We start from the raw sequence: 16958 nt of genomic DNA, 5'->3' as shown, positions 1-16958 counted from the left end.
ATCAGTACTTCAGCAGGTCTGCGTCGTCGACGGATACAGAACGCCGAGATCGGAAGATGATCATGATGATTGCCAGGCCGACGACTACTTCGGCCGCAGCGACCACCATCGTGAAGAAGGCGAAGATCTGGCCGTCCAGATTGCCGTGCATGCGCGCGAAGGTCACGAACGCCAGGTTGGCGGCGTTGAGCATCAATTCGATACACATGAACACCACGATGGCGTTGCGGCGCAGGAGGACTCCTGCAGCTCCGATCGTGAACAACAGGACGGACAGATACAGATAGTTCTCGGGATTCATCGCTGAGTCTCCTCACCGGTGCTCGGATCCGGGGAACGTGGAGTGAGCGCGCTGCTGACAGAGAGCGTCGAGAACGTTCCGTCCGGCAACAAGGCCGGCATGTCCACTGCGTTGTGACGTGCGTACACGCCGGGACTGGGGAGTGGAGTGGCCGAGCCCTTTTCGGGATTGTCTTCATCGCTGCCCAGGTACGCGAATCGTTGCTGCGAGAGTTCGCGTTGGCTGAGTGTGGCTCCGATCTTCTCCCGGTGTGCGAGCATCATTGCGCCGAGTGTCGCCGTGATCAGCAGTGCGCCGGTCAGTTCGAAGGCCCAGACGTAGCGGATGAAGATTAGATCGGCGAGTGCGTCGATGTTGCCCTGGTCGAGTCCGGTGAATCCGGTGAAGCCCGAGATCGACGCATTTCCGAGGCCGCCGATAAGGAGTAGCCCGAATCCGACGCCGATCACGATCGCGCTGACTTGTTGTCCGCGTAGCGTTTCGACCAGGGAGTCCGAAGAATCCACGCCCACCAGCATCAGGACGAACAAGAACAACATCATCACCGCGCCGGTATAGACGACGATCTGGACGACACCCAGGAAGAGTGCGCCCTGGACGATGTAGAACACGGCCAGAATGATCATCGTCATCGCAAGGAAGAGTGCAGAGTAGACGGCCTTGGGAGCGGCGACGACACCCAAAGCGCTGATCACCGCAAGGGTTCCGAGGATCCAGAACTGCACCGCCTCGCCGGTGGAGGTCGATGTCATCGTTCCCTCCGCCAGGATCGTGGTCGTGACCGCCGCGATCATTTCTCGGTCTCCGGGTTCGGCTCTCGCTCGGATACTGCTTGTTCGGGTGCTGCTTGTTCGGGTACTGCTGTGATGTCGCCGCGGTAGTAGTCGTCCTGAGTTGTGCCGGGACGCAGCGCGTGTGGTGGCGCTGTCATGTCGGGTTTCAGGGGCGCGAGCAGTCGGTCCTTCTCGTAGATCAATCCAGCTCGATTGTCGTCGACCATCTCGTACTCGTTGGTCATCGTGAGGGCCCGAGTGGGGCAGGCCTCGACGCAGAGGCCGCAGCCGATGCACCGCAGGTAGTTGATCTGATACACCTGCCCGTAGCGCTCTCCGGGGGAGAACCGTTCTTCTTCGGTGTTGTCAGCACCCTCGACATAGATCGCGTCGGCGGGGCAGGCCCAGGCACACAGTTCGCAACCGATGCACTTCTCGAGTCCGTCCGCATACCGGTTGAGTTGATGGCGACCGTGGTATCCGGGCGCGGTGGGGCGCTTCTCCTCCGGATAGAACTCGGTCTCGGGTTTCTTGAACATGGTCGAGAGCGTCACTCCGAAACCCGCGATAGGTCCGAGGAATTCAGGCATGGGAGTCCTCCGATGTGTCGGAAACATCTGTGCGTCGCGGCGGTGGCACGTTCTGACCAGGCAGTTTTTGACCAGGCAGTTTTTGACGAGGCAGTTTTTGACCAGGCAGCGGTGGAACCGGGAAGCCGCCCGACATTGCATCGAAAGGCAAGGTCCCCGAAGCGGTGACCAACGCGGCAGTTCGGCGTCGGCCGCGGTAAGTCCCGGCCAACACGATCAGGAGCGCAGCTCCGAGAACCAGTGCGACGCAGAGAAGTACGACCCAGGTGTTGTAGCCCTCGTTGCGGAACGCACGAACGGTCGCGATCACCATCACCCATACCAAAGCTGCTGGGATCAGAACCTTCCAGCCGAGATTCATGAACTGGTCGTAGCGCAATCGAGGAAGCGTGCTGCGCAACCAGATGAAGACGAAGAGGAAGCCCCACACTTTCGCGACAAACCACAGCACCGGCCACCAACCGGAATTGGCGCCGTCCCAAAGATTGAACGGGAACGGTGCGTGCCACCCGCCCAGAAACAGCGTGGTGGCCAGAGCGGACACCGTCACCATGTTCACGTACTCGGCCAGCATGAACATCGCGAACTTGAGGGAGGAGTACTCGGTGTGGAACCCACCTACCAGCTCACCTTCGGCCTCGGGAAGGTCGAAGGGAGCCCTGTTGGTTTCGCCGACCATGGCTGTCACGTAGATCAGGAAGGACGGCAGGAGGAGAAAGACGTACCAGGCTCCCTGTTGGGCGTCGACGATGCCGGACGTGGACATCGTGCCGGCGTAGAGGAAAACGGCAGCGAAAGACAGGCCCATCGCTACCTCGTACGAGATGACCTGCGCGGTCGATCGAAGTGCGCCCAGCAGGGGATACGTCGATCCCGAAGACCAGCCGGCAAGGACGATCCCGTACACACCAATAGAAGTGACGGCCAGGATGTACAGAACGCCGACCGGTAGATCGGTCAGTTGCAGGGGTGACCAGGTTCCGAAAATCGACACCTGTGGACCGAACGGGATGACAGCAAAAGCCATGAAGGCGGGCACGACCGCGATGACGGGCGCGAGGAGGTAAAGCGGTTTGTCGGCGCCGGTCGGTGTGATGCCCTCCTTGAGGGCGAGCTTGATTCCGTCAGCGAGGCTCTGGAGCATTCCACGGGGGCCGACGCGGTTCGGTCCGACACGCATCTGCATGCGTGCCATGACCTTTCGTTCCGCGTAGATCGCCACCAGCGGGGTGAGTACGAGGAACACGAAGATTGCGAGAGCCTTGCCGATCACCAACCACCACGGGTCGTGCCCGAACGCCGACAGGTCGACCGGAGCTGCGACCGTCCCGTACTCGTGGGTGTTCATTGCGCTCCCGCCTTCGCAATCTTCACCACGGACCCCGCGGTGACGCAGAGCGTTTCGTAGATCGTGCTACCCGGTGAATTGAGCGGGAGCCAGACTGTTCGAGGCGGGAGGTCGGTGATCTCCAACGGTAATGTGATGGAACCGGATTCAGTCGACACCGCAACGTGATCGCCGTTGTCGGCGCCGATCTCGGCAGCGGTCTCGGCCGACAAACGCACGAGCGACGGCCGTGCCGTACCCGCCAGGTTGGGCTCGCCGTCTTGCAATCGGCCGTTGTCGAGCAACATTCGCCAACTCGACAACACTGCCTCGCCCAGTGCCGGTGTGGGCATGGTGCCTGACGGGACCTGAGGCGAGGTGGGGCGCGATCCGGACCAAGCGCCGAGGCGGTGTATCTCCGAGCGTGCGGAATCTGCGTCGGGTAGGCCCAGATCGATGCCCATCTCGGCTGCGATCGCGTGGAGAACGCGCTGATCCGGCATTACTCCTGTCGTTCTCAACGCGGTGTCGAACACGCGCTCGCGGCCTTCCCAGTCGAGGAAGGTTCCGGGCTTCTCGGCGACCGGTGCCACCGGGAAGACGACGTCGGCGAGTTCGGTGACTCCGCTGTGACGGATCTCCAAACTCACAACGAACCCTGCGGCTTCGATCGCGGCCCTTGCCCTCGCCGGGTTCGGGAGATCACTCAACTCGACGCCGCCGACAAGAAGCGCAGCAGTCGTCTGCCCCGGATCCAGCAGACTCGCGGCGTCGCGACCGTCGGATGCCGGGATGGAGGCCCCCCACACTGATTCCACCTCCTGACGTGCTGCCGGGTCCGCAACGGGGCGTCCGCCGGGAAGCAATCCCGGTAGCGCGCCGGCCTCGACGGCGCCGCGATCACCAGCGCGGCGTGGTACCCAGGCCAAAGAAGCTCCCGTCGATTCGGCGAGTCGCAGCGCCGCGGCGAAGCCGCCTGCTACCGCACTCAGTCGCTCACCCAGCAGGATCACAGCACCGGGCTGCCGGAGGAGCTGACCCTCCTCACTGCCGGGGTGGGACAACGAATCCATCAGAGCTGCTTCACTTCCGGGTACGGTCCGAAGTAGACCACCGCCCATCTTCTGCAGGCCGCGCGTAGCGAATGGCGCGCTGGAGAGCACAGTCGTCTTGCCGAAACGTGCGGCCTTGCGCAGTCGCAGGAAGATGATCGGTGACTCCTCCTCAGGCTCGAGAGCTACCAGCAACGCGGTCGGGGCAGATTCGAGGTCCTGGTAAGTCACCGACTCTTCGAGTGTGCGGCCAGCGACGTGAGCTGAGAGGAAACCTTCCTCTTCGGCTGAGTGAGCGCGGATTCGGAAATCGATGTTGTTGGTAGCGAGAGCAATTCGCGCGAACTTACCGTAGGCGTAGGCGTCCTCCAAGGTAGAGCGTCCGCCGACGAGTACGGCTGCGTCACCGCGGGCCTGCGCGAAGGATCGCGCAACGAGGTCGAGTGCCATGGGCCACGACGCCGGAATCAATTCGCCGTCAGCGTTGCGGATCAGGGGAGTGGTGATCCGATCACCTTGGGTCGTGTACGTGAAAGCGAAGCGCCCCTTGTCGCAGTTCCATTCCTCGTTGACGTCGGGGTCGTCCCCGGCGAGACGACGGAGAACCTTTCCGCGACGGTGGTCGGTGCGCTGAGCACATCCGTCGGCGCAGTGTTCACACACGCTGGGGCTGGACACCAGATCGAACGGTCGCGCCCGGAATCGGTATGCCGTACTGGTGAGCGCGCCGACCGGGCAAACCTGGATCGTGTTGCCCGAGAAGTAGGACTCGAAGGGCTCGTTGGCGTAGATTCCGACCTGTTGAAGCGCGCCGCGCTCGAGGAGATCGATGAACGGGTCGCCGGCGATCTGACTCGAGAATCGCGTGCACCTGGCGCAGAGGACACAACGCTCGCGGTCGAGGAGGATCTCGGACGAGAGGGGGATGGGCTTGGGGTAGGTCCTTTTCTCCTCACCGAACCGGGATTCGGTGCGACCGGTCGACATCGCCTGGTTCTGGAGCGGACACTCGCCGCCCTTGTCGCACACGGGGCAGTCCAGAGGGTGGTTGATGAGCAGGAGTTCCATCACCCCGCGTTGCGCCTTCTCGGCCACAGGCGACGTGAGCTGTGTGGTGACGACCATTCCGTCCGCAACCGGTGTCGTGCAGGACGCCACCGGCTTGCGTTGACCTTCGACTTCCACGATGCACTGGCGGCAAGCACCGACCGGGTCCAGTAGAGGATGATCGCAGAACCGCGGAATCTGGGTGCCGATCATCTCCGCAGCGCGAATGATCAACGTGCCCTGGGGGACCTGGAGTTCCCGGCCGTCGATGGTGAGGTTGACGAGATCAATCGGCGGTGCCGCATCGGTTCCAGTGGTGGCGTCGGCTGCAGTCATGAGACGAACGCTCCTGTCGCGAGAACGGACCGGTGAGGATCGAACGGGCATCCGTTCCCGTCGAAATGCGCTACGTATTCCTCGCGGAAGTACTTCAAGGAAGACATGATCGGGCTGGTCGCTCCATCACCCAACGCGCAGAAGGACTTTCCGAGGATCGTGTCCGAGATATCGAGAAGTTTGGTGAGATCGGCCTCGGTTCCTGTTCCACCTTCGAGCCGACGCAGGATCTGCACCAGCCAGTACGTGCCCTCGCGGCACGGCGTGCATTTACCGCAGGATTCGTGAGCGTAGAACTCGGTCCATCGCAACACCGCACGCACGATGCAGGTTGTCTCGTCGAATATCTGCAAGGCCTTGGTACCGAGCATGGATCCCGCGGCGCCGACGCCCTCGTAGTCGAGTGGGACATCGAGATGTTCGTCGGTGAAGATCGGTGTCGAGGATCCGCCGGGAGTCCAGAATTTGAGGGTGTGTCCAGCGCGGACCCCGCCTGCGTATTCGAGCAGCTCGCGCAAGGTGATCCCGAGTTCAGCCTCGTACTGGCCGGGGGTGGTGACATGACCCGAGAGCGAATACAGCGTGAATCCCGGTGACTTCTCACTTCCCATCGACCGGAACCACTCCGGGCCGCCCAGGACGATCGACGGAACACTCGCGATGGACTCGACGTTGTTGACGACGGTCGGGCAGGCATAGAGACCGGCGACAGCGGGGAACGGCGGCCGCAGTCGAGGCTGACCGCGTCGTCCCTCCAACGAATCGAGGAGGGCCGTCTCTTCCCCACAGATATAGGCGCCGGCTCCGGCATGGACGACGAGATCCAGATCGAAACCCGAACCGAGGACGTTGCGGCCCAGATATCCGGCCGCGTAAGCCTCGGCGACAGCGGTCTGCAGGCGTCGCAGAACCGGGACAACCTCACCTCTGACGTAGATGAACGCCTTCGCTGCTCGAATTGCGTACGCCGCGATGATCACTCCCTCCACCAACGTGTGTGGGGTCGCCATCATCAACGGCATGTCCTTGCATGTGCCCGGTTCGGACTCGTCGGCATTGACGACGAGGTAGTGAGGCTTGCCGTCTCCTGGCTTGTCTTCGGAGACCTGGGGGATGAAGCTCCACTTGAGGCCTGTCGGGAAGCCCGCGCCGCCACGTCCGCGCAGGCCCGCGTCCTTGACGGTTTCGATCACGGCGTCGGGGGGCGTGGCCAGCGCTTTGCGCAGCGCCTGGTAGCCGTCGCGGCGAAGGTAGCTGTCGAGGGTCCATGAATTCGGTTGATCCCAGTATCGACTCAGGACGGGGGCGAGTGTCATGTCACTTCCCTTCGCCGGGAGCGTCGGCCGCGGAAGCCGAGCCGGGTGGATTGTCGTCGAGAGATCGGCTGATACGTAGTCCGGCAAGAGTTGCATCGCCGACGGTCTGCGCTTCGGCTGCCTCGATTCGCGTATCCGGAAAACCAGCCAGAGTGCGCGCAGTCTGCCGGAACGAGCACAGCGTGGCACCGCGATCGGGTGTCACGCGCTCTCCGGCGCGGAGCGCATCGACGAGTGAGCGCGCCGATTCCGGGGTCTGATTGTCGAAGAACTCCCAGTTGATCATCATGACGGGGGCGTAGTCGCACGCCGCATTGCACTCGATGTGTTCGAGGGTGATCTTACCGTCGGACGTCGAGATGGAGTGTCCACCTTCATCTCTGGAGCCTGTCGAGCCCAGATGCTCTTCGAGTGCCGCGAGGATGTCGTCGCCGCCCATGATCGCGCACAGCGTGTTGGTGCAGACTCCGACCAGATACTCACCCGTCGGCCCCCGGCGATACATGGAGTAGAAGGTGGAAACTGCGGCGACCTCGGCGCCCGTCAAACCCAGCTTGGCACTGCAGAAATCGATCCCGGCCGGGGTGATGTACCCGTCCTCGGATTGCACGAGATGAAGGAGCGGCAAGAGGGCGGATCGACTGGTGGTCGCGGCGGCGTCAGGCTCACGGTAGCGAGCGATGACGGTTTCGGCGTCGGCGTCGAGTCGGGCGAGTACGTCGGGTGGATAGCTCGATCGTGCGCCAGGGCGTACCAATTGCGTGGGCTCCTCCGGGCGCGGCCCGAGTTCGATGAACACGCGTGACGAGCCGTTCGGGCCGGTCATCGGTCCACTCCGCCCATGACGGGATCGATACTGGCAACCGAAGCGATCACGTCGGACACCATGCCTCCCTCACACATCGCGGCTACTGCCTGAAGGTTGGTGAACGACGGGTCCCGGAAATGGACGCGGTAGGGCCGGGTTCCCCCGTCGCTGACCATGTGCACCCCCAGTTCGCCACGCGGAGACTCGACGGCGACGTACACCTGACCTGGCGGCACGCGGATACCCTCGGTGACCAGTTTGAAATGGTGAATCAGACCTTCCATGGAGGACTCCATGATCTTGGCGATGTGCTTCTGCGAGTTGCCGAGGCCATCCGGTCCCACAGCGAGATCGGCAGGCCAGGCGATCTTCTTGTCGTCCACCATGACCGGGCCCGGTTGTAGCTTGTCGAGGCACTGCTCCACGATCTTGAGGGACTCCTTCATCTCCTCGACGCGGATGACGTACCTTCCGTAGCAATCGGATCCGTCGTGTGTCACTACGTCGAACTCGTAGTTCTCGTAGCCGCAGTACGGCTGCGCTCGACGCTGATCGTGGGGGAGACCTGTGGCGCGAAGGACCGGCCCCGTCACCCCGAGCGCCATACAGCCGGTGAGATCGAGATATCCGATTCCCTGGGTACGTGCTTTCCAGATGGAGTTGTCGCTGAGCATCAGTTCGACGTCACGTAACCGTTTCGGTAGGACCTTCAACAATTCCCGAACCTTCGCGACCGACCCGTCGGGTAGATCCTGAGCGAGACCACCAGGCCTGATGTAGGCGTGATTCATCCGCAGTCCGGTGATCGTCTCGAACACGTCCAGAATCAATTCGCGTTCGCGGAATCCGAACAGCATCGCCGTTACGGCGCCGAGTTCCATTCCGCCGGTCGCCAGGGCCACGAGATGTGAGGAGATCCGATTGAGTTCCATCATCATCACGCGAACGACGGTGGCTCGCTCGGGAATGTCGTCGGTGATGTCGAGAAGTTTCTCGACTCCGAGGCAGTACGCGGTTTCGTTGAAGAACGGTGACAGGTAGTCCATTCGAGTAACGAAAGTGACGCCCTGCGTCCAGTTCCGGAATTCGAGATTCTTCTCGATTCCGGTGTGCAGGTAGCCGATTCCACATCGAGCTTCCACGACCGTCTCACCCTCGATCTCGAGAATGAGGCGCAAGACCCCGTGAGTGGACGGATGCTGTGGGCCCATGTTGACCACGATCCGTTCCGCCTCGCCGGTGCGCTGGCGGGCGGCCGCGGTGACGATGTCGTCCCAGTCCTGACCCGATGCCGTGACGACGGTTTCCGTCGTGGCACCGGAGTTGCTTCCGGTCGTCTCGTTCATCAGTTGTACGACCTACGCTCGTCGGGAGGCGGAGTCTGGGCGCCCTTGTACTCGACCGGGATACCGCCGAGCGGATAGTCCTTCCGCTGGGGGTGGCCTTTCCAGTCGTCGGGCATCTCGATGCGGGTCAGGGCCGGATGACCGTCGAAGACGATCCCGAAGAAGTCGTACGTCTCGCGTTCATGCCAGTCATTGGTCGGGTAGATCCCGACGATCGACGGAATATGCGGATCGGAATCCGGCACAGATACTTCCAGCCTGATTCGGCGGTTGTGCGTAATCGAGGCAAGTGGATACACGGCGTGCAGTTCACGACCGGTGTCCTGCGGGTAGTGCACTCCGTCGACACCCAGGCAGAGCTCGAAGCGAAGGTCCGGTTCGTCGCGCAGTCTTCGCGCAACCTGCGGCAAGTGGGAGCGTTCGACGTGCAGCGTCATCTCGTCTCGAAAGATCACCACACGCTCGACTGCAGCGGTGAAAGTGCCACCCGCGCTGCTCAATGCCGCGTCCAACGAATCCGCGACTGCATCGAAATAACCGCCGAAGGGTCGAGAAGCCTTGTCCTCTAGAGAGATCGGAGGGGCAAGCCTGCTGTAGCCCGAGGTGTCGCCAGTGCCGCGGACCCCGAACATCCCTCTCGCGCCGGTGTTACCCGAGGTCATCGCAGCAGCCCCTTCATGTCGATGGTGGGGGTGGATGCCAGTGCGGCGCGCTCGGCTGCCGCGCGTGCCTCTTCGCGGTTCACGCCGAGGGGCATTTCCTGGATCTTTCGGTGCAGTTCGATGATCGCGTTCAGGAGCATCTCCGGCCGCGGCGGACAGCCGGGCAAGTAGATGTCGACCGGCACGATGTGGTCGACGCCCTGAACCACTGCGTAGTTGTTGAACATTCCGCCGGACGACGCGCATACACCCATGGCCAGAACCCATTTCGGCTCGGCCATCTGGTCGTAGACCTGACGAAGTACCGGGCCCATCTTTTGGCTGACCCGCCCGGCCACGATCAGAAGGTCTGCCTGTCGCGGCGACGCGCGGAATGCCTCCATACCGAACCGCGCCAGGTCGAAGCGACCCGACGTGGTTGCCATCATCTCGATGGCGCAGCACGCGAGCCCGAAGGTGGCAGGCCACAGTGATCCTTTGCGGGCATAACCTGCCAGGCCCTCGACCGTGGTCAGTAGAAATCCGCTGGGGAGCTTTTCTTCGAGACCCATATCCGACTCTTTTCAGTCGTAACAGCTGCGGTGTGACCGGTTTTGTCTGACTCGTGTGTGCTGTTCCTGTGTTCGCTGAGCTAGTCCCAACCGAGACCGCCTCGTCGCCATTCGTATGCGTATGCCACCGAGACGTTGACTATGAAAAGGCCCATCGCCGCGAGGCCGAACAAGCCGAGCGAATCGAAATGCACCGCCCACGGATAGAGGAAAACGATCTCGATGTCGAAGATGATGAACAGCATTGCCGTCAGATAGAACTTGACGGGAAACCGTCCGCCACCAGCGGTACGGGGTGCCGGTTCGATTCCGCATTCGTAGGCTTCGAGTTTCGCCCTGTTGTACCGCTTCGGGCCGACCACGGACGCGAGAACAACCGACACCACAGCGAAGGCCATCGCGATGACCCCGAGAACGAGAATGGGGATGTAAGCGTTCATCTCACCCGAACTCCTCTCCGCTGTGCGGATGTCCGCCTAGCCCGAAGGTGCCGTTAACCCGAAGGTGCCGTTAACCCGAAGGTGCCGTTCGATTTCGATACTGCCAGCAATTCGACACTTATGTGACCTGCGACACCCACACTAGGGGAGGCCTCCGACATTGGGTTGATTTTCGAGGTGCCGAGTTTCGCTCTCGAAAGTCCGAAGTAGTCGGCGCCGCAACGAATCACCGCTGCAACGGGTGCTCACCGGCTCAGTTGCCGACGCAGAAGCGCGATGACGGTGGAAGAGAGTTCCATCGGATCTATCGGCTGCGGCACTGAGGCTTCCGCTCGCGACCACGACGCCAGCCACGCATCGTCGGGTCGACCGGTCAGTACGAGGATCGGTGGACAGTCGACGATCTCGTCCTTGAGTTGTTTCGCGACGCCCATGCCGCCCGCCGGACTCGCCTCGCCGTCGAGGATGGCGAGATCGATTCCGCCGGCATCGAGCTTGTCGACGACGATCGGCGCGGTCGCGACCTCGACGTAGTCGATGGTGGGCATCGAAGGATGTGGGCGCTCTCCGAGAGCGAGCCGAACTTGCTCGCGGGTGTGTGCGTCGTCGCTGTAGACGAGGATGCGCACGGGTGCCATGGAGTTGGGCTCTGCGGTCTCGGCGGACACGCGGCCGACGTTACTCCGGGCGGTCCCCGGCTACCGGCGAATGTTCAACATCGGCAAGAACTTCCGAGAAATCGCAGCTGGGCTTCACGGCAAACGGCCCCTACCCGGCGATGAACGCCGAAGTAAGGGCCGCCTGAATTGCGTGTGCGCTCAGAAGTTTTCGACGAACTTCGTCAGGCCCTTGCTCGCTGTTTCCAGGGCCGTCTTCTGCGCCTTCTTCACCAGGAAGCCCGGCAGCGGGATCTTGGGATCGATGGTCAGTTCGAAGGTGACTTTGGTTCCACCGTCGGTGGGAGTCAAGACGTACGAGCCGTCCTGCTGGTTCTGCTGGCCGCTCTCGACGAGGGTCCAGGTCACCTTCTCGTCGCCCTCGAAGGTGTAGTCGACTACCTGCTCGTCGTTGATTCCCAGAATGGACACGGCCATGCGAACGCGATGGGGGCGACCGTCGTCGTGGGTGCTCTCGATGGTGATCTTCTTGTGCGCAGACGACCACTCCGGCAGCCGATCGACTGCAGCTACGGCCTTCATCACCGTCGCCGGATCAGCCTTGATCTCGAATTCCTTGACGCCCGAAACGGCCATGAACGTGCTCCTTCTCGCCTTGCGGCAACGGTTCGTGATTACTGCAGTTGCGCAATTAGATCATCGGCGATCAGGGTGGCGTCGAACTAGTCCATGCCGTTCTTGCGCATCTGGTCCCGCAATGCGCCCTGAACGGCTTGTGAAACCCACGAGTTGAGGGAGACTCCGTTCTGATTGGCTGCCTCCTCGGCGCGGGCTTTGATCTGCTCCATCATCCTCAACGTCACTCGGCTGATATCGCCGCTGACGTCGTCGAACGAGTAAGTGGAGTCCTTCTTCTCGTCGTCTGCCTTCTCGTTTCCGCCCTCGCCGCCGGTCGAATTCGTCGGGCGGACGACGTCGGTCACGATCTCGTTGCCGTCGAGATTGACCCTGACCTCGCGGCCGTCGAGTTTGGTCCCGATCTCCTTGGCCAACTCCGTCGCCGCGGCCAACAAGACCAGGCGGACCGAGGGTTCGATGGCGGCGGACAACGACGCCGCAATCCGGCGCGTGTGATCGTCGCCGAGTTCGGCTGCGGTGACGAGGTCATTCTGCAGCTTCGCGGTGTACTCCGAAATGTCCATGACACCAGAGTGACGTCAAAAGTGACGTCAGTCAAGGATGTGATGACGTCACTCGATCTCGGGGGTGGTTGACCGCTATAGAGTTGCCCAGCACCTGAGGCGAACGGCGCCCGGGTTTCGTGCTGGTCGTTTCGTGCTTGTCGAGGAGTGGGTTGTGCCGAACACGGTGTCGCTGAAAGTGCAGTTGGTGGCGAAGTCCGAGTTCTTCCCGCCCGAGGACATTCCGTGGGAGACGGACGCGGATGGCGGCGAAGCGCTCGTCGAGTTCTCCGGCCGAGCCTGTTACCAGAGTTGGTCCAAGCCGAATCCGCGAACCGCAACCAACGCCGGCTATCTGAGACATCTGCTCGAGGTCGGACACGTTTCGGTGCTCGAGCATGCGACGGTGAGCTTCTACATCACTGGTATCTCGCGCTCGTGCACTCACGAATTGATTCGTCACCGGCACTTCTCGTACTCGCAACTCTCGCAGCGATTCGTTCGCGAGAATGATGCGAACGTTGTCGTGCCTCCCGCGGTCGAAGGTGATCCCGAGCTCGAAGCACTGTTTCTGTCTGCCACCGACGAGAGCCGTCGCGCTTACGGCGAACTGCTGACCGCCCTCGAGGGGAAATTGCAATCAGTGCCCGGTGCCCCGATGCGTGGGAAGCAAGCCAGGCAAGCTGCGCGCTCGGTGCTGCCCAACGCAACCGAGACGCGCTTGGTCGTGACCGGGAACTATCGGGCCTGGCGGCACTTCGTCGAGATGCGCGCCACCGAACATGCCGACGTCGAGATCCGGCGAGTCGCGATCGAGTGCCTACGTCAGCTTCGTGACGTCGCCCCAAATGTGTTCGGGGACTACGAGATTCTCCGCGGAAGCGACGGATCGGAAATCGCCGTCAGTGCATTTGCGGCCGAGTCGTGACTCGTGTGCAGAAGTAAGAGCTGAACCGGGTAACCTTCTGACCATGACCTACGGTGATTCCGCTTCTCTTGTCGAGCGTCCGTTCGGCACCATTTCCGTTGCGATGGTGACCCCGTTCACTGCCGACGGGAAGTTGGACGTCGACGCGGGAGTGCGCCTCGCAGCCCATCTCGTCGACAACGGCTGCGACGGCCTCGTTCTTGCCGGCACGACCGGTGAGTCTCCCACCACCACCGAGTCCGAGAAGCTCGACCTGCTCCGCGCAGTGATCGACGCCGTCGGCAACCGCGCGAAGATCGTCGCAGGCGCCGGGAGCAACGACACCGCCCACAGTGTCGAACTCGCCCGTGACGCGGCTCGCGCCGGAGCGCACGGTCTGCTCGTCGTCACCCCGTACTACTCGCGTCCGCCCCAGGCCGGACTCTTTGCACACTTCACCGCCGTCGCCAACGCGACCGACCTGCCCGTCATGTTGTACGACATTCCGCCCCGCTCCGTCGTCCCCATCGAGACCGAGACGATCCGCCGACTCGCCGAGCACCCGCGGATCAAGGCCGTCAAGGATGCCAAGGGTGACCTCAACGCCGGCGCAGAGTTGATCGGCACCACCGAGCTTCAGTTCTTCTCCGGTGACGACCCGCTGAACCTGCCGTGGCTCGCTGTCGGTGCTACCGGCTTCGTCAGCGTCATCGGCCATCTCGTTCCGGGTCGCCTCCGCGACCTCCACACCGCGTTCGTGTCCGGCGACATCGCCCGCGCACGCGAAATAAACCTCAGTTTGATCCCTGTGATTCGTTCCGTTGCCCGCCTCGGCGGTGTCAGCGCTTCGAAGGCGGGTCTGCGACTCATCGGAATCGATGTCGGAGAACCACGCCTTCCGCAGGTTGCACCCACTAAAGAGCAGATCGACGGTCTTGCCGCCGATCTGCATGCGGCAGGAGTTTTGTAAATGACCCGTCCCCCCCGACGTCGTAGTGCCAGTCGTCAAGCCGGTCCGCCTTCGCCTCCGGCTCCCGAAACGGCCGCGAAGGCCGCACCGGTAGAGGCACCAGCTGCGCCGGCGGCAGAAGCGGCCCCCGCCGCAGCCGCCCCGCCCAAGAAGGCCGCAGCAGCCAAATCTGCAGCGACCAAGTCCGCAGCCACCAAATCTGCTGCACCCAAGAAATCGACCGAAGACAGGTCGCCACGCAAATCTGCCGGCGGCAACCGTCCGGCAGCGTCGAAGGCGGGCAACGGGCGCGGAAACAAGCGCCCCGAGAACCGTCCGGCCGTCGATCCCACCGGTCGCCTCGGAACACCCCCGAAGGCGCCGGCATCAGGTCTGCGCATCGTTGCTCTCGGCGGCATCGGCGAAATCGGTCGCAACATGACGGTATTCGAGCACCGCGGCAAGTTGCTGATCGTCGACTGCGGTGTGCTGTTCCCCGAGGACCAGCAGCCCGGCGTCGACCTGATCCTCCCGGACTTCCGCTACATCGAAGACCGTATGGACGACGTCGAAGCCGTCATCTTGACTCACGGCCACGAGGACCACATCGGTGCTCTGCCGTTCTTGCTGCGCCTGCGCGCGGACATTCCGGTCATCGGCGCGAAGTTCACTCTCGCCCTCGTTGCCGCCAAGTGCCGCGAGCATCGCCTGCGACCGAACCTCGTCGAGGTCGTCGAAGGAAACACCACCACTCACGGCCCGTTCGACTGCGAGTACTTCGCCGTCAACCACTCGATTCCCGACGCGCTCGCGATCGCGATTCGCACCGACGCCGGAGTTGTACTGCACACCGGTGACATCAAGCTCGACCAGCTGCCTCTCGACGGCCGCCTGACCGACCTCGCCGGTTTCTCCCGCCTGGGCGACGAGGGTGTCGACCTGTTCCTCGTGGACTCGACCAACGCCGAGGTCCCGGGATTCGTCACGCCCGAGCGTGAAATCGGGGGAGTGCTCGACAACGTCATCGGCAAGGCGAAGCAGCGCGTCATCGTGGCATCGTTCGCCAGCCACGTGCACCGCATCCAGCAGGTCGTCGACGTTGCCGCTCGATACAACCGTCGAATCGTCTTCGTCGGCCGCTCGATGGTCCGCAACATGCAGATCGCCCAGGATCTCGGCTACCTCACGGTGCCAGACGGCCTGGTCGTCGACATCGACACCGCCGCCACCCTTCCCGACGATCGCCTCGTTCTCATCTCCACGGGTTCGCAGGGTGAGCCGTTGGCAGCGCTCTCGAGGATGGCACGCGGCGAACACCGCCAGATCAACATCCGTGCCAACGACCTGGTCGTTCTTGCATCCTCGCTGATTCCGGGTAACGAGAACTCAGTTTTTGCCGTGGTCAACGGCTTGGCCAAGCGCGGTGCCACCGTCGTGACCCAGCAGAGCGCCAAGGTTCACGTCTCGGGCCACGCGTCCGCCGGTGAGTTGCTCTACCTGTACAACGCGGTTCGGCCCACCAACGCCATGCCCGTCCACGGTGAATGGCGGCACCTGCGTGCCAACGCCGCCCTTGCCAAGGCCACCGGCGTTCCGGAAGAGCGCATCGTGCTGGCCGAGGACGGCGTCGTGGTCGACATGGTCGACGGCCTCGCCGAGATCGTCGGACGCGTACCGGTCGGACACGTGTACGTCGACGGTCTGTCCGTCGGTGACGTCGGCGAGCCGACGCTCTCCGATCGACTCGTACTCGGTGAAGGTGGCTTCATCGCCATCACCATCGTCATCAACGAGTCGACAGGACGCGCAGTCAGCACTCCCGAGGTGTCCGGCCGCGGTTTCTCCGACGATCCGACGGCACTCAAGGCCGCCGCGGATCTCGTGGAATCGGACCTGGCCCGGTTGGCGAGCGAAGGCGTCATCGACGCTCATCGCATCGCGCAGTCCGTGCGCCGCGTCGTCGGACGCTGGGTCGCGGACAAGTACCGCCGCCGTCCGATGATCATTCCGACGGTCATCGCGGTTCCGTAGATTCGGCACAGCAGGTCGCTTCCGCTCGAACCCGGTCCGGTTCGAGTACTTTGGCGAAGGTGACCTTCGCTCATGACGAACGACTCGCCCTGGTGGACAGCATGGTCGAGTTCGGCCCCGATGCTCCGACACTGTGTGGGGAGTGGACCAATCGTGACCTGGCAGCACATCTGATTGTCCGGGAGCGGCGTCTCGACGCCGCTCCCGGAATCATGTTGAGCCCTCTTGCCGGTCACACCGAGAGCGTTCGAAAGGCCGCAGCGGCGCGTCCGTGGGAGGAGATCCTCGACGACGTTCGGAGCGGGCCGCCGCGATGGTCGCCGATGTACTGGCTCGACGCGCAGGTCAACACCACCGAGATGTTCGTTCACCACGAAGACGTACGCCGCGCACATCTGAACTGGGCGCCGCGACCGTTGTCGGAGGGTCGGCAGGCTCAGCTGTGGAAGTACGCACGCCAGATCGGCAAGATGGGCTACCGCAAGGCTGCTGTCGAGGTAATTTTCGAACTTCCCTCCGGCGAGAGTGCGGTCGTCCACAAATCCGGCTCTCGCAGTGTTGTCTTGCAGGGCGAACCCGCCGAGTTGCTGCTGCACGCATTCGGTCGCAACGAAGTGAAGATCGAAGCCAAAGGTGAACTGGCCGACGTCCAATCGGTGATGTCGCTCGATCGCAGTTTCTGATTGCCTTTTTCTACCTGAGTGGCGCTCGAACGACGGGTTGC

At 62.7% G+C, this 16958-nt stretch carries 18 protein-coding genes; 4 read left to right on the top strand and 14 right to left on the bottom strand.

Annotated features, from left to right (window positions below; translation table 11 throughout):
* Window position 1: 1 nt before the first annotated feature.
* The 14 genes from nuoK to QM596_RS12000 all read right to left on the bottom strand — a co-directional run bounded on the left by nuoK (window position 2) and on the right by QM596_RS12000 (window position 12368).
* Window positions 2-301, bottom strand: a complete 300-nt coding sequence (nuoK, locus tag QM596_RS12065) for an NADH-quinone oxidoreductase subunit NuoK (RefSeq protein WP_003942238.1) — start codon at window positions 299-301, stop codon at window positions 2-4.
* On the bottom strand, window positions 298-1095 hold the full coding sequence (locus QM596_RS12060) for an NADH-quinone oxidoreductase subunit J (protein ID WP_283309127.1): 798 nt from the start codon (window positions 1093-1095) through the stop codon (window positions 298-300). The genes nuoK and QM596_RS12060 overlap by 4 nt, the downstream gene beginning before the upstream one ends.
* Window positions 1092-1664: an NADH-quinone oxidoreductase subunit NuoI gene (gene nuoI / locus QM596_RS12055; RefSeq protein WP_021333589.1), complete on the bottom strand. Its 573-nt coding sequence runs from the start codon at window positions 1662-1664 to the stop codon at window positions 1092-1094. The genes QM596_RS12060 and nuoI overlap by 4 nt, the downstream gene beginning before the upstream one ends.
* The gene (gene nuoH, locus QM596_RS12050; RefSeq protein WP_283309126.1) at window positions 1657-3012 is read right to left on the bottom strand and encodes an NADH-quinone oxidoreductase subunit NuoH; all 1356 of its coding nucleotides are present in this window, start codon (window positions 3010-3012) and stop codon (window positions 1657-1659) included. Before nuoH ends, nuoI begins: the two co-directional genes overlap by 8 nt.
* Complete coding sequence (locus QM596_RS12045; RefSeq protein WP_283309125.1) at window positions 3009-5426, bottom strand: NADH-quinone oxidoreductase subunit G; 2418 nt, start codon at window positions 5424-5426, stop codon at window positions 3009-3011. The genes nuoH and QM596_RS12045 overlap by 4 nt, the downstream gene beginning before the upstream one ends.
* On the bottom strand, window positions 5423-6742 hold the full coding sequence (gene nuoF, locus QM596_RS12040; RefSeq protein WP_019748171.1) for an NADH-quinone oxidoreductase subunit NuoF: 1320 nt from the start codon (window positions 6740-6742) through the stop codon (window positions 5423-5425). Before nuoF ends, QM596_RS12045 begins: the two co-directional genes overlap by 4 nt.
* 1 nt (window position 6743) lies before the next feature.
* Window positions 6744-7568, bottom strand: coding sequence for an NADH-quinone oxidoreductase subunit NuoE (gene nuoE, locus QM596_RS12035; protein WP_020969458.1), 825 nt, complete (start codon window positions 7566-7568; stop codon window positions 6744-6746).
* Window positions 7565-8896, bottom strand: coding sequence for an NADH dehydrogenase (quinone) subunit D (gene nuoD / locus QM596_RS12030; RefSeq protein WP_046378468.1), 1332 nt, complete (start codon window positions 8894-8896; stop codon window positions 7565-7567). Before nuoD ends, nuoE begins: the two co-directional genes overlap by 4 nt.
* Window positions 8896-9558: an NADH-quinone oxidoreductase subunit C gene (locus QM596_RS12025; RefSeq protein ID WP_019748174.1), complete on the bottom strand. Its 663-nt coding sequence runs from the start codon at window positions 9556-9558 to the stop codon at window positions 8896-8898. Before QM596_RS12025 ends, nuoD begins: the two co-directional genes overlap by 1 nt.
* Window positions 9555-10109, bottom strand: a complete 555-nt coding sequence (locus QM596_RS12020) for a NuoB/complex I 20 kDa subunit family protein (protein ID WP_003942234.1) — start codon at window positions 10107-10109, stop codon at window positions 9555-9557. The genes QM596_RS12025 and QM596_RS12020 overlap by 4 nt, the downstream gene beginning before the upstream one ends.
* Window positions 10110-10189: 80 nt before the next feature.
* Complete coding sequence (locus QM596_RS12015; protein ID WP_003942165.1) at window positions 10190-10549, bottom strand: NADH-quinone oxidoreductase subunit A; 360 nt, start codon at window positions 10547-10549, stop codon at window positions 10190-10192.
* A 245-nt stretch (window positions 10550-10794) separates the two neighbouring features.
* Complete coding sequence (locus QM596_RS12010) at window positions 10795-11187, bottom strand: Rv3143 family two-component system response regulator (protein ID WP_044480360.1); 393 nt, start codon at window positions 11185-11187, stop codon at window positions 10795-10797.
* A 180-nt stretch (window positions 11188-11367) separates the two neighbouring features.
* The gene (locus tag QM596_RS12005) at window positions 11368-11802 is read right to left on the bottom strand and encodes an SRPBCC family protein (protein ID WP_046378469.1); all 435 of its coding nucleotides are present in this window, start codon (window positions 11800-11802) and stop codon (window positions 11368-11370) included.
* An 86-nt stretch (window positions 11803-11888) separates the two neighbouring features.
* Entirely contained in the window at window positions 11889-12368 is a 480-nt protein-coding gene (locus QM596_RS12000) for a toxin-antitoxin system HicB family antitoxin (protein ID WP_019748177.1), read from the bottom strand.
* Between the two features lie 154 nt (window positions 12369-12522).
* Here QM596_RS12000 and thyX point away from each other — a divergent pair, with 154 nt between their 5' ends.
* From thyX to QM596_RS11980, 4 genes are read left to right on the top strand one after another with little or no spacing between them, the layout of a single operon-like run.
* Window positions 12523-13275: an FAD-dependent thymidylate synthase gene (thyX, locus tag QM596_RS11995; RefSeq protein ID WP_020907513.1), complete on the top strand. Its 753-nt coding sequence runs from the start codon at window positions 12523-12525 to the stop codon at window positions 13273-13275.
* 43 nt (window positions 13276-13318) lie between these two features.
* Window positions 13319-14224, top strand: coding sequence for a 4-hydroxy-tetrahydrodipicolinate synthase (gene dapA, locus QM596_RS11990; RefSeq protein ID WP_003942142.1), 906 nt, complete (start codon window positions 13319-13321; stop codon window positions 14222-14224).
* The gene (locus tag QM596_RS11985; protein WP_019748179.1) at window positions 14225-16234 is read left to right on the top strand and encodes a ribonuclease J; all 2010 of its coding nucleotides are present in this window, start codon (window positions 14225-14227) and stop codon (window positions 16232-16234) included. It abuts the gene before it with no gap.
* 59 nt (window positions 16235-16293) lie between these two features.
* On the top strand, window positions 16294-16917 hold the full coding sequence (locus tag QM596_RS11980) for a TIGR03085 family metal-binding protein (RefSeq protein WP_211916829.1): 624 nt from the start codon (window positions 16294-16296) through the stop codon (window positions 16915-16917).
* Window positions 16918-16958 lie beyond the last annotated feature (41 nt).

The sequence above is a fragment of the Rhodococcus sp. IEGM 1406 genome (assembly GCF_030056745.1).
Taxonomy (GTDB): Bacteria; Actinomycetota; Actinomycetes; order Mycobacteriales; family Mycobacteriaceae; genus Rhodococcus_F; species Rhodococcus_F erythropolis.
Note: the sequence above shows the minus strand (reverse complement) of the source record. Positions and strands in the feature narration are given on the sequence as shown.

What these genes read in the sequence shown, in the direction of transcription:
- nuoK (WP_003942238.1), bottom strand. Translation starts at nt 301, where the DNA reads ATGAATCCCGAGAACTATCTGTATCTGTCCGTCCTGTTGTTCACGATC.
- QM596_RS12060 (WP_283309127.1), bottom strand. Translation starts at nt 1,095, where the DNA reads ATGATCGCGGCGGTCACGACCACGATCCTGGCGGAGGGAACGATGACA.
- nuoI (WP_021333589.1), bottom strand. Translation starts at nt 1,664, where the DNA reads ATGCCTGAATTCCTCGGACCTATCGCGGGTTTCGGAGTGACGCTCTCG.
- nuoH (WP_283309126.1), bottom strand. Translation starts at nt 3,012, where the DNA reads ATGAACACCCACGAGTACGGGACGGTCGCAGCTCCGGTCGACCTGTCG.
- QM596_RS12045 (WP_283309125.1), bottom strand. Translation starts at nt 5,426, where the DNA reads ATGACTGCAGCCGACGCCACCACTGGAACCGATGCGGCACCGCCGATT.
- nuoF (WP_019748171.1), bottom strand. Translation starts at nt 6,742, where the DNA reads ATGACACTCGCCCCCGTCCTGAGTCGATACTGGGATCAACCGAATTCA.
- nuoE (WP_020969458.1), bottom strand. Translation starts at nt 7,568, where the DNA reads ATGACCGGCCCGAACGGCTCGTCACGCGTGTTCATCGAACTCGGGCCG.
- nuoD (WP_046378468.1), bottom strand. Translation starts at nt 8,896, where the DNA reads ATGAACGAGACGACCGGAAGCAACTCCGGTGCCACGACGGAAACCGTC.
- QM596_RS12025 (WP_019748174.1), bottom strand. Translation starts at nt 9,558, where the DNA reads ATGACCTCGGGTAACACCGGCGCGAGAGGGATGTTCGGGGTCCGCGGC.
- QM596_RS12020 (WP_003942234.1), bottom strand. Translation starts at nt 10,109, where the DNA reads ATGGGTCTCGAAGAAAAGCTCCCCAGCGGATTTCTACTGACCACGGTC.
- QM596_RS12015 (WP_003942165.1), bottom strand. Translation starts at nt 10,549, where the DNA reads ATGAACGCTTACATCCCCATTCTCGTTCTCGGGGTCATCGCGATGGCC.
- QM596_RS12010 (WP_044480360.1), bottom strand. Translation starts at nt 11,187, where the DNA reads ATGGCACCCGTGCGCATCCTCGTCTACAGCGACGACGCACACACCCGC.
- QM596_RS12005 (WP_046378469.1), bottom strand. Translation starts at nt 11,802, where the DNA reads ATGGCCGTTTCGGGCGTCAAGGAATTCGAGATCAAGGCTGATCCGGCG.
- QM596_RS12000 (WP_019748177.1), bottom strand. Translation starts at nt 12,368, where the DNA reads ATGGACATTTCGGAGTACACCGCGAAGCTGCAGAATGACCTCGTCACC.
- dapA (WP_003942142.1), top strand. Translation starts at nt 13,319, where the DNA reads ATGACCTACGGTGATTCCGCTTCTCTTGTCGAGCGTCCGTTCGGCACC.
- QM596_RS11985 (WP_019748179.1), top strand. Translation starts at nt 14,225, where the DNA reads ATGACCCGTCCCCCCCGACGTCGTAGTGCCAGTCGTCAAGCCGGTCCG.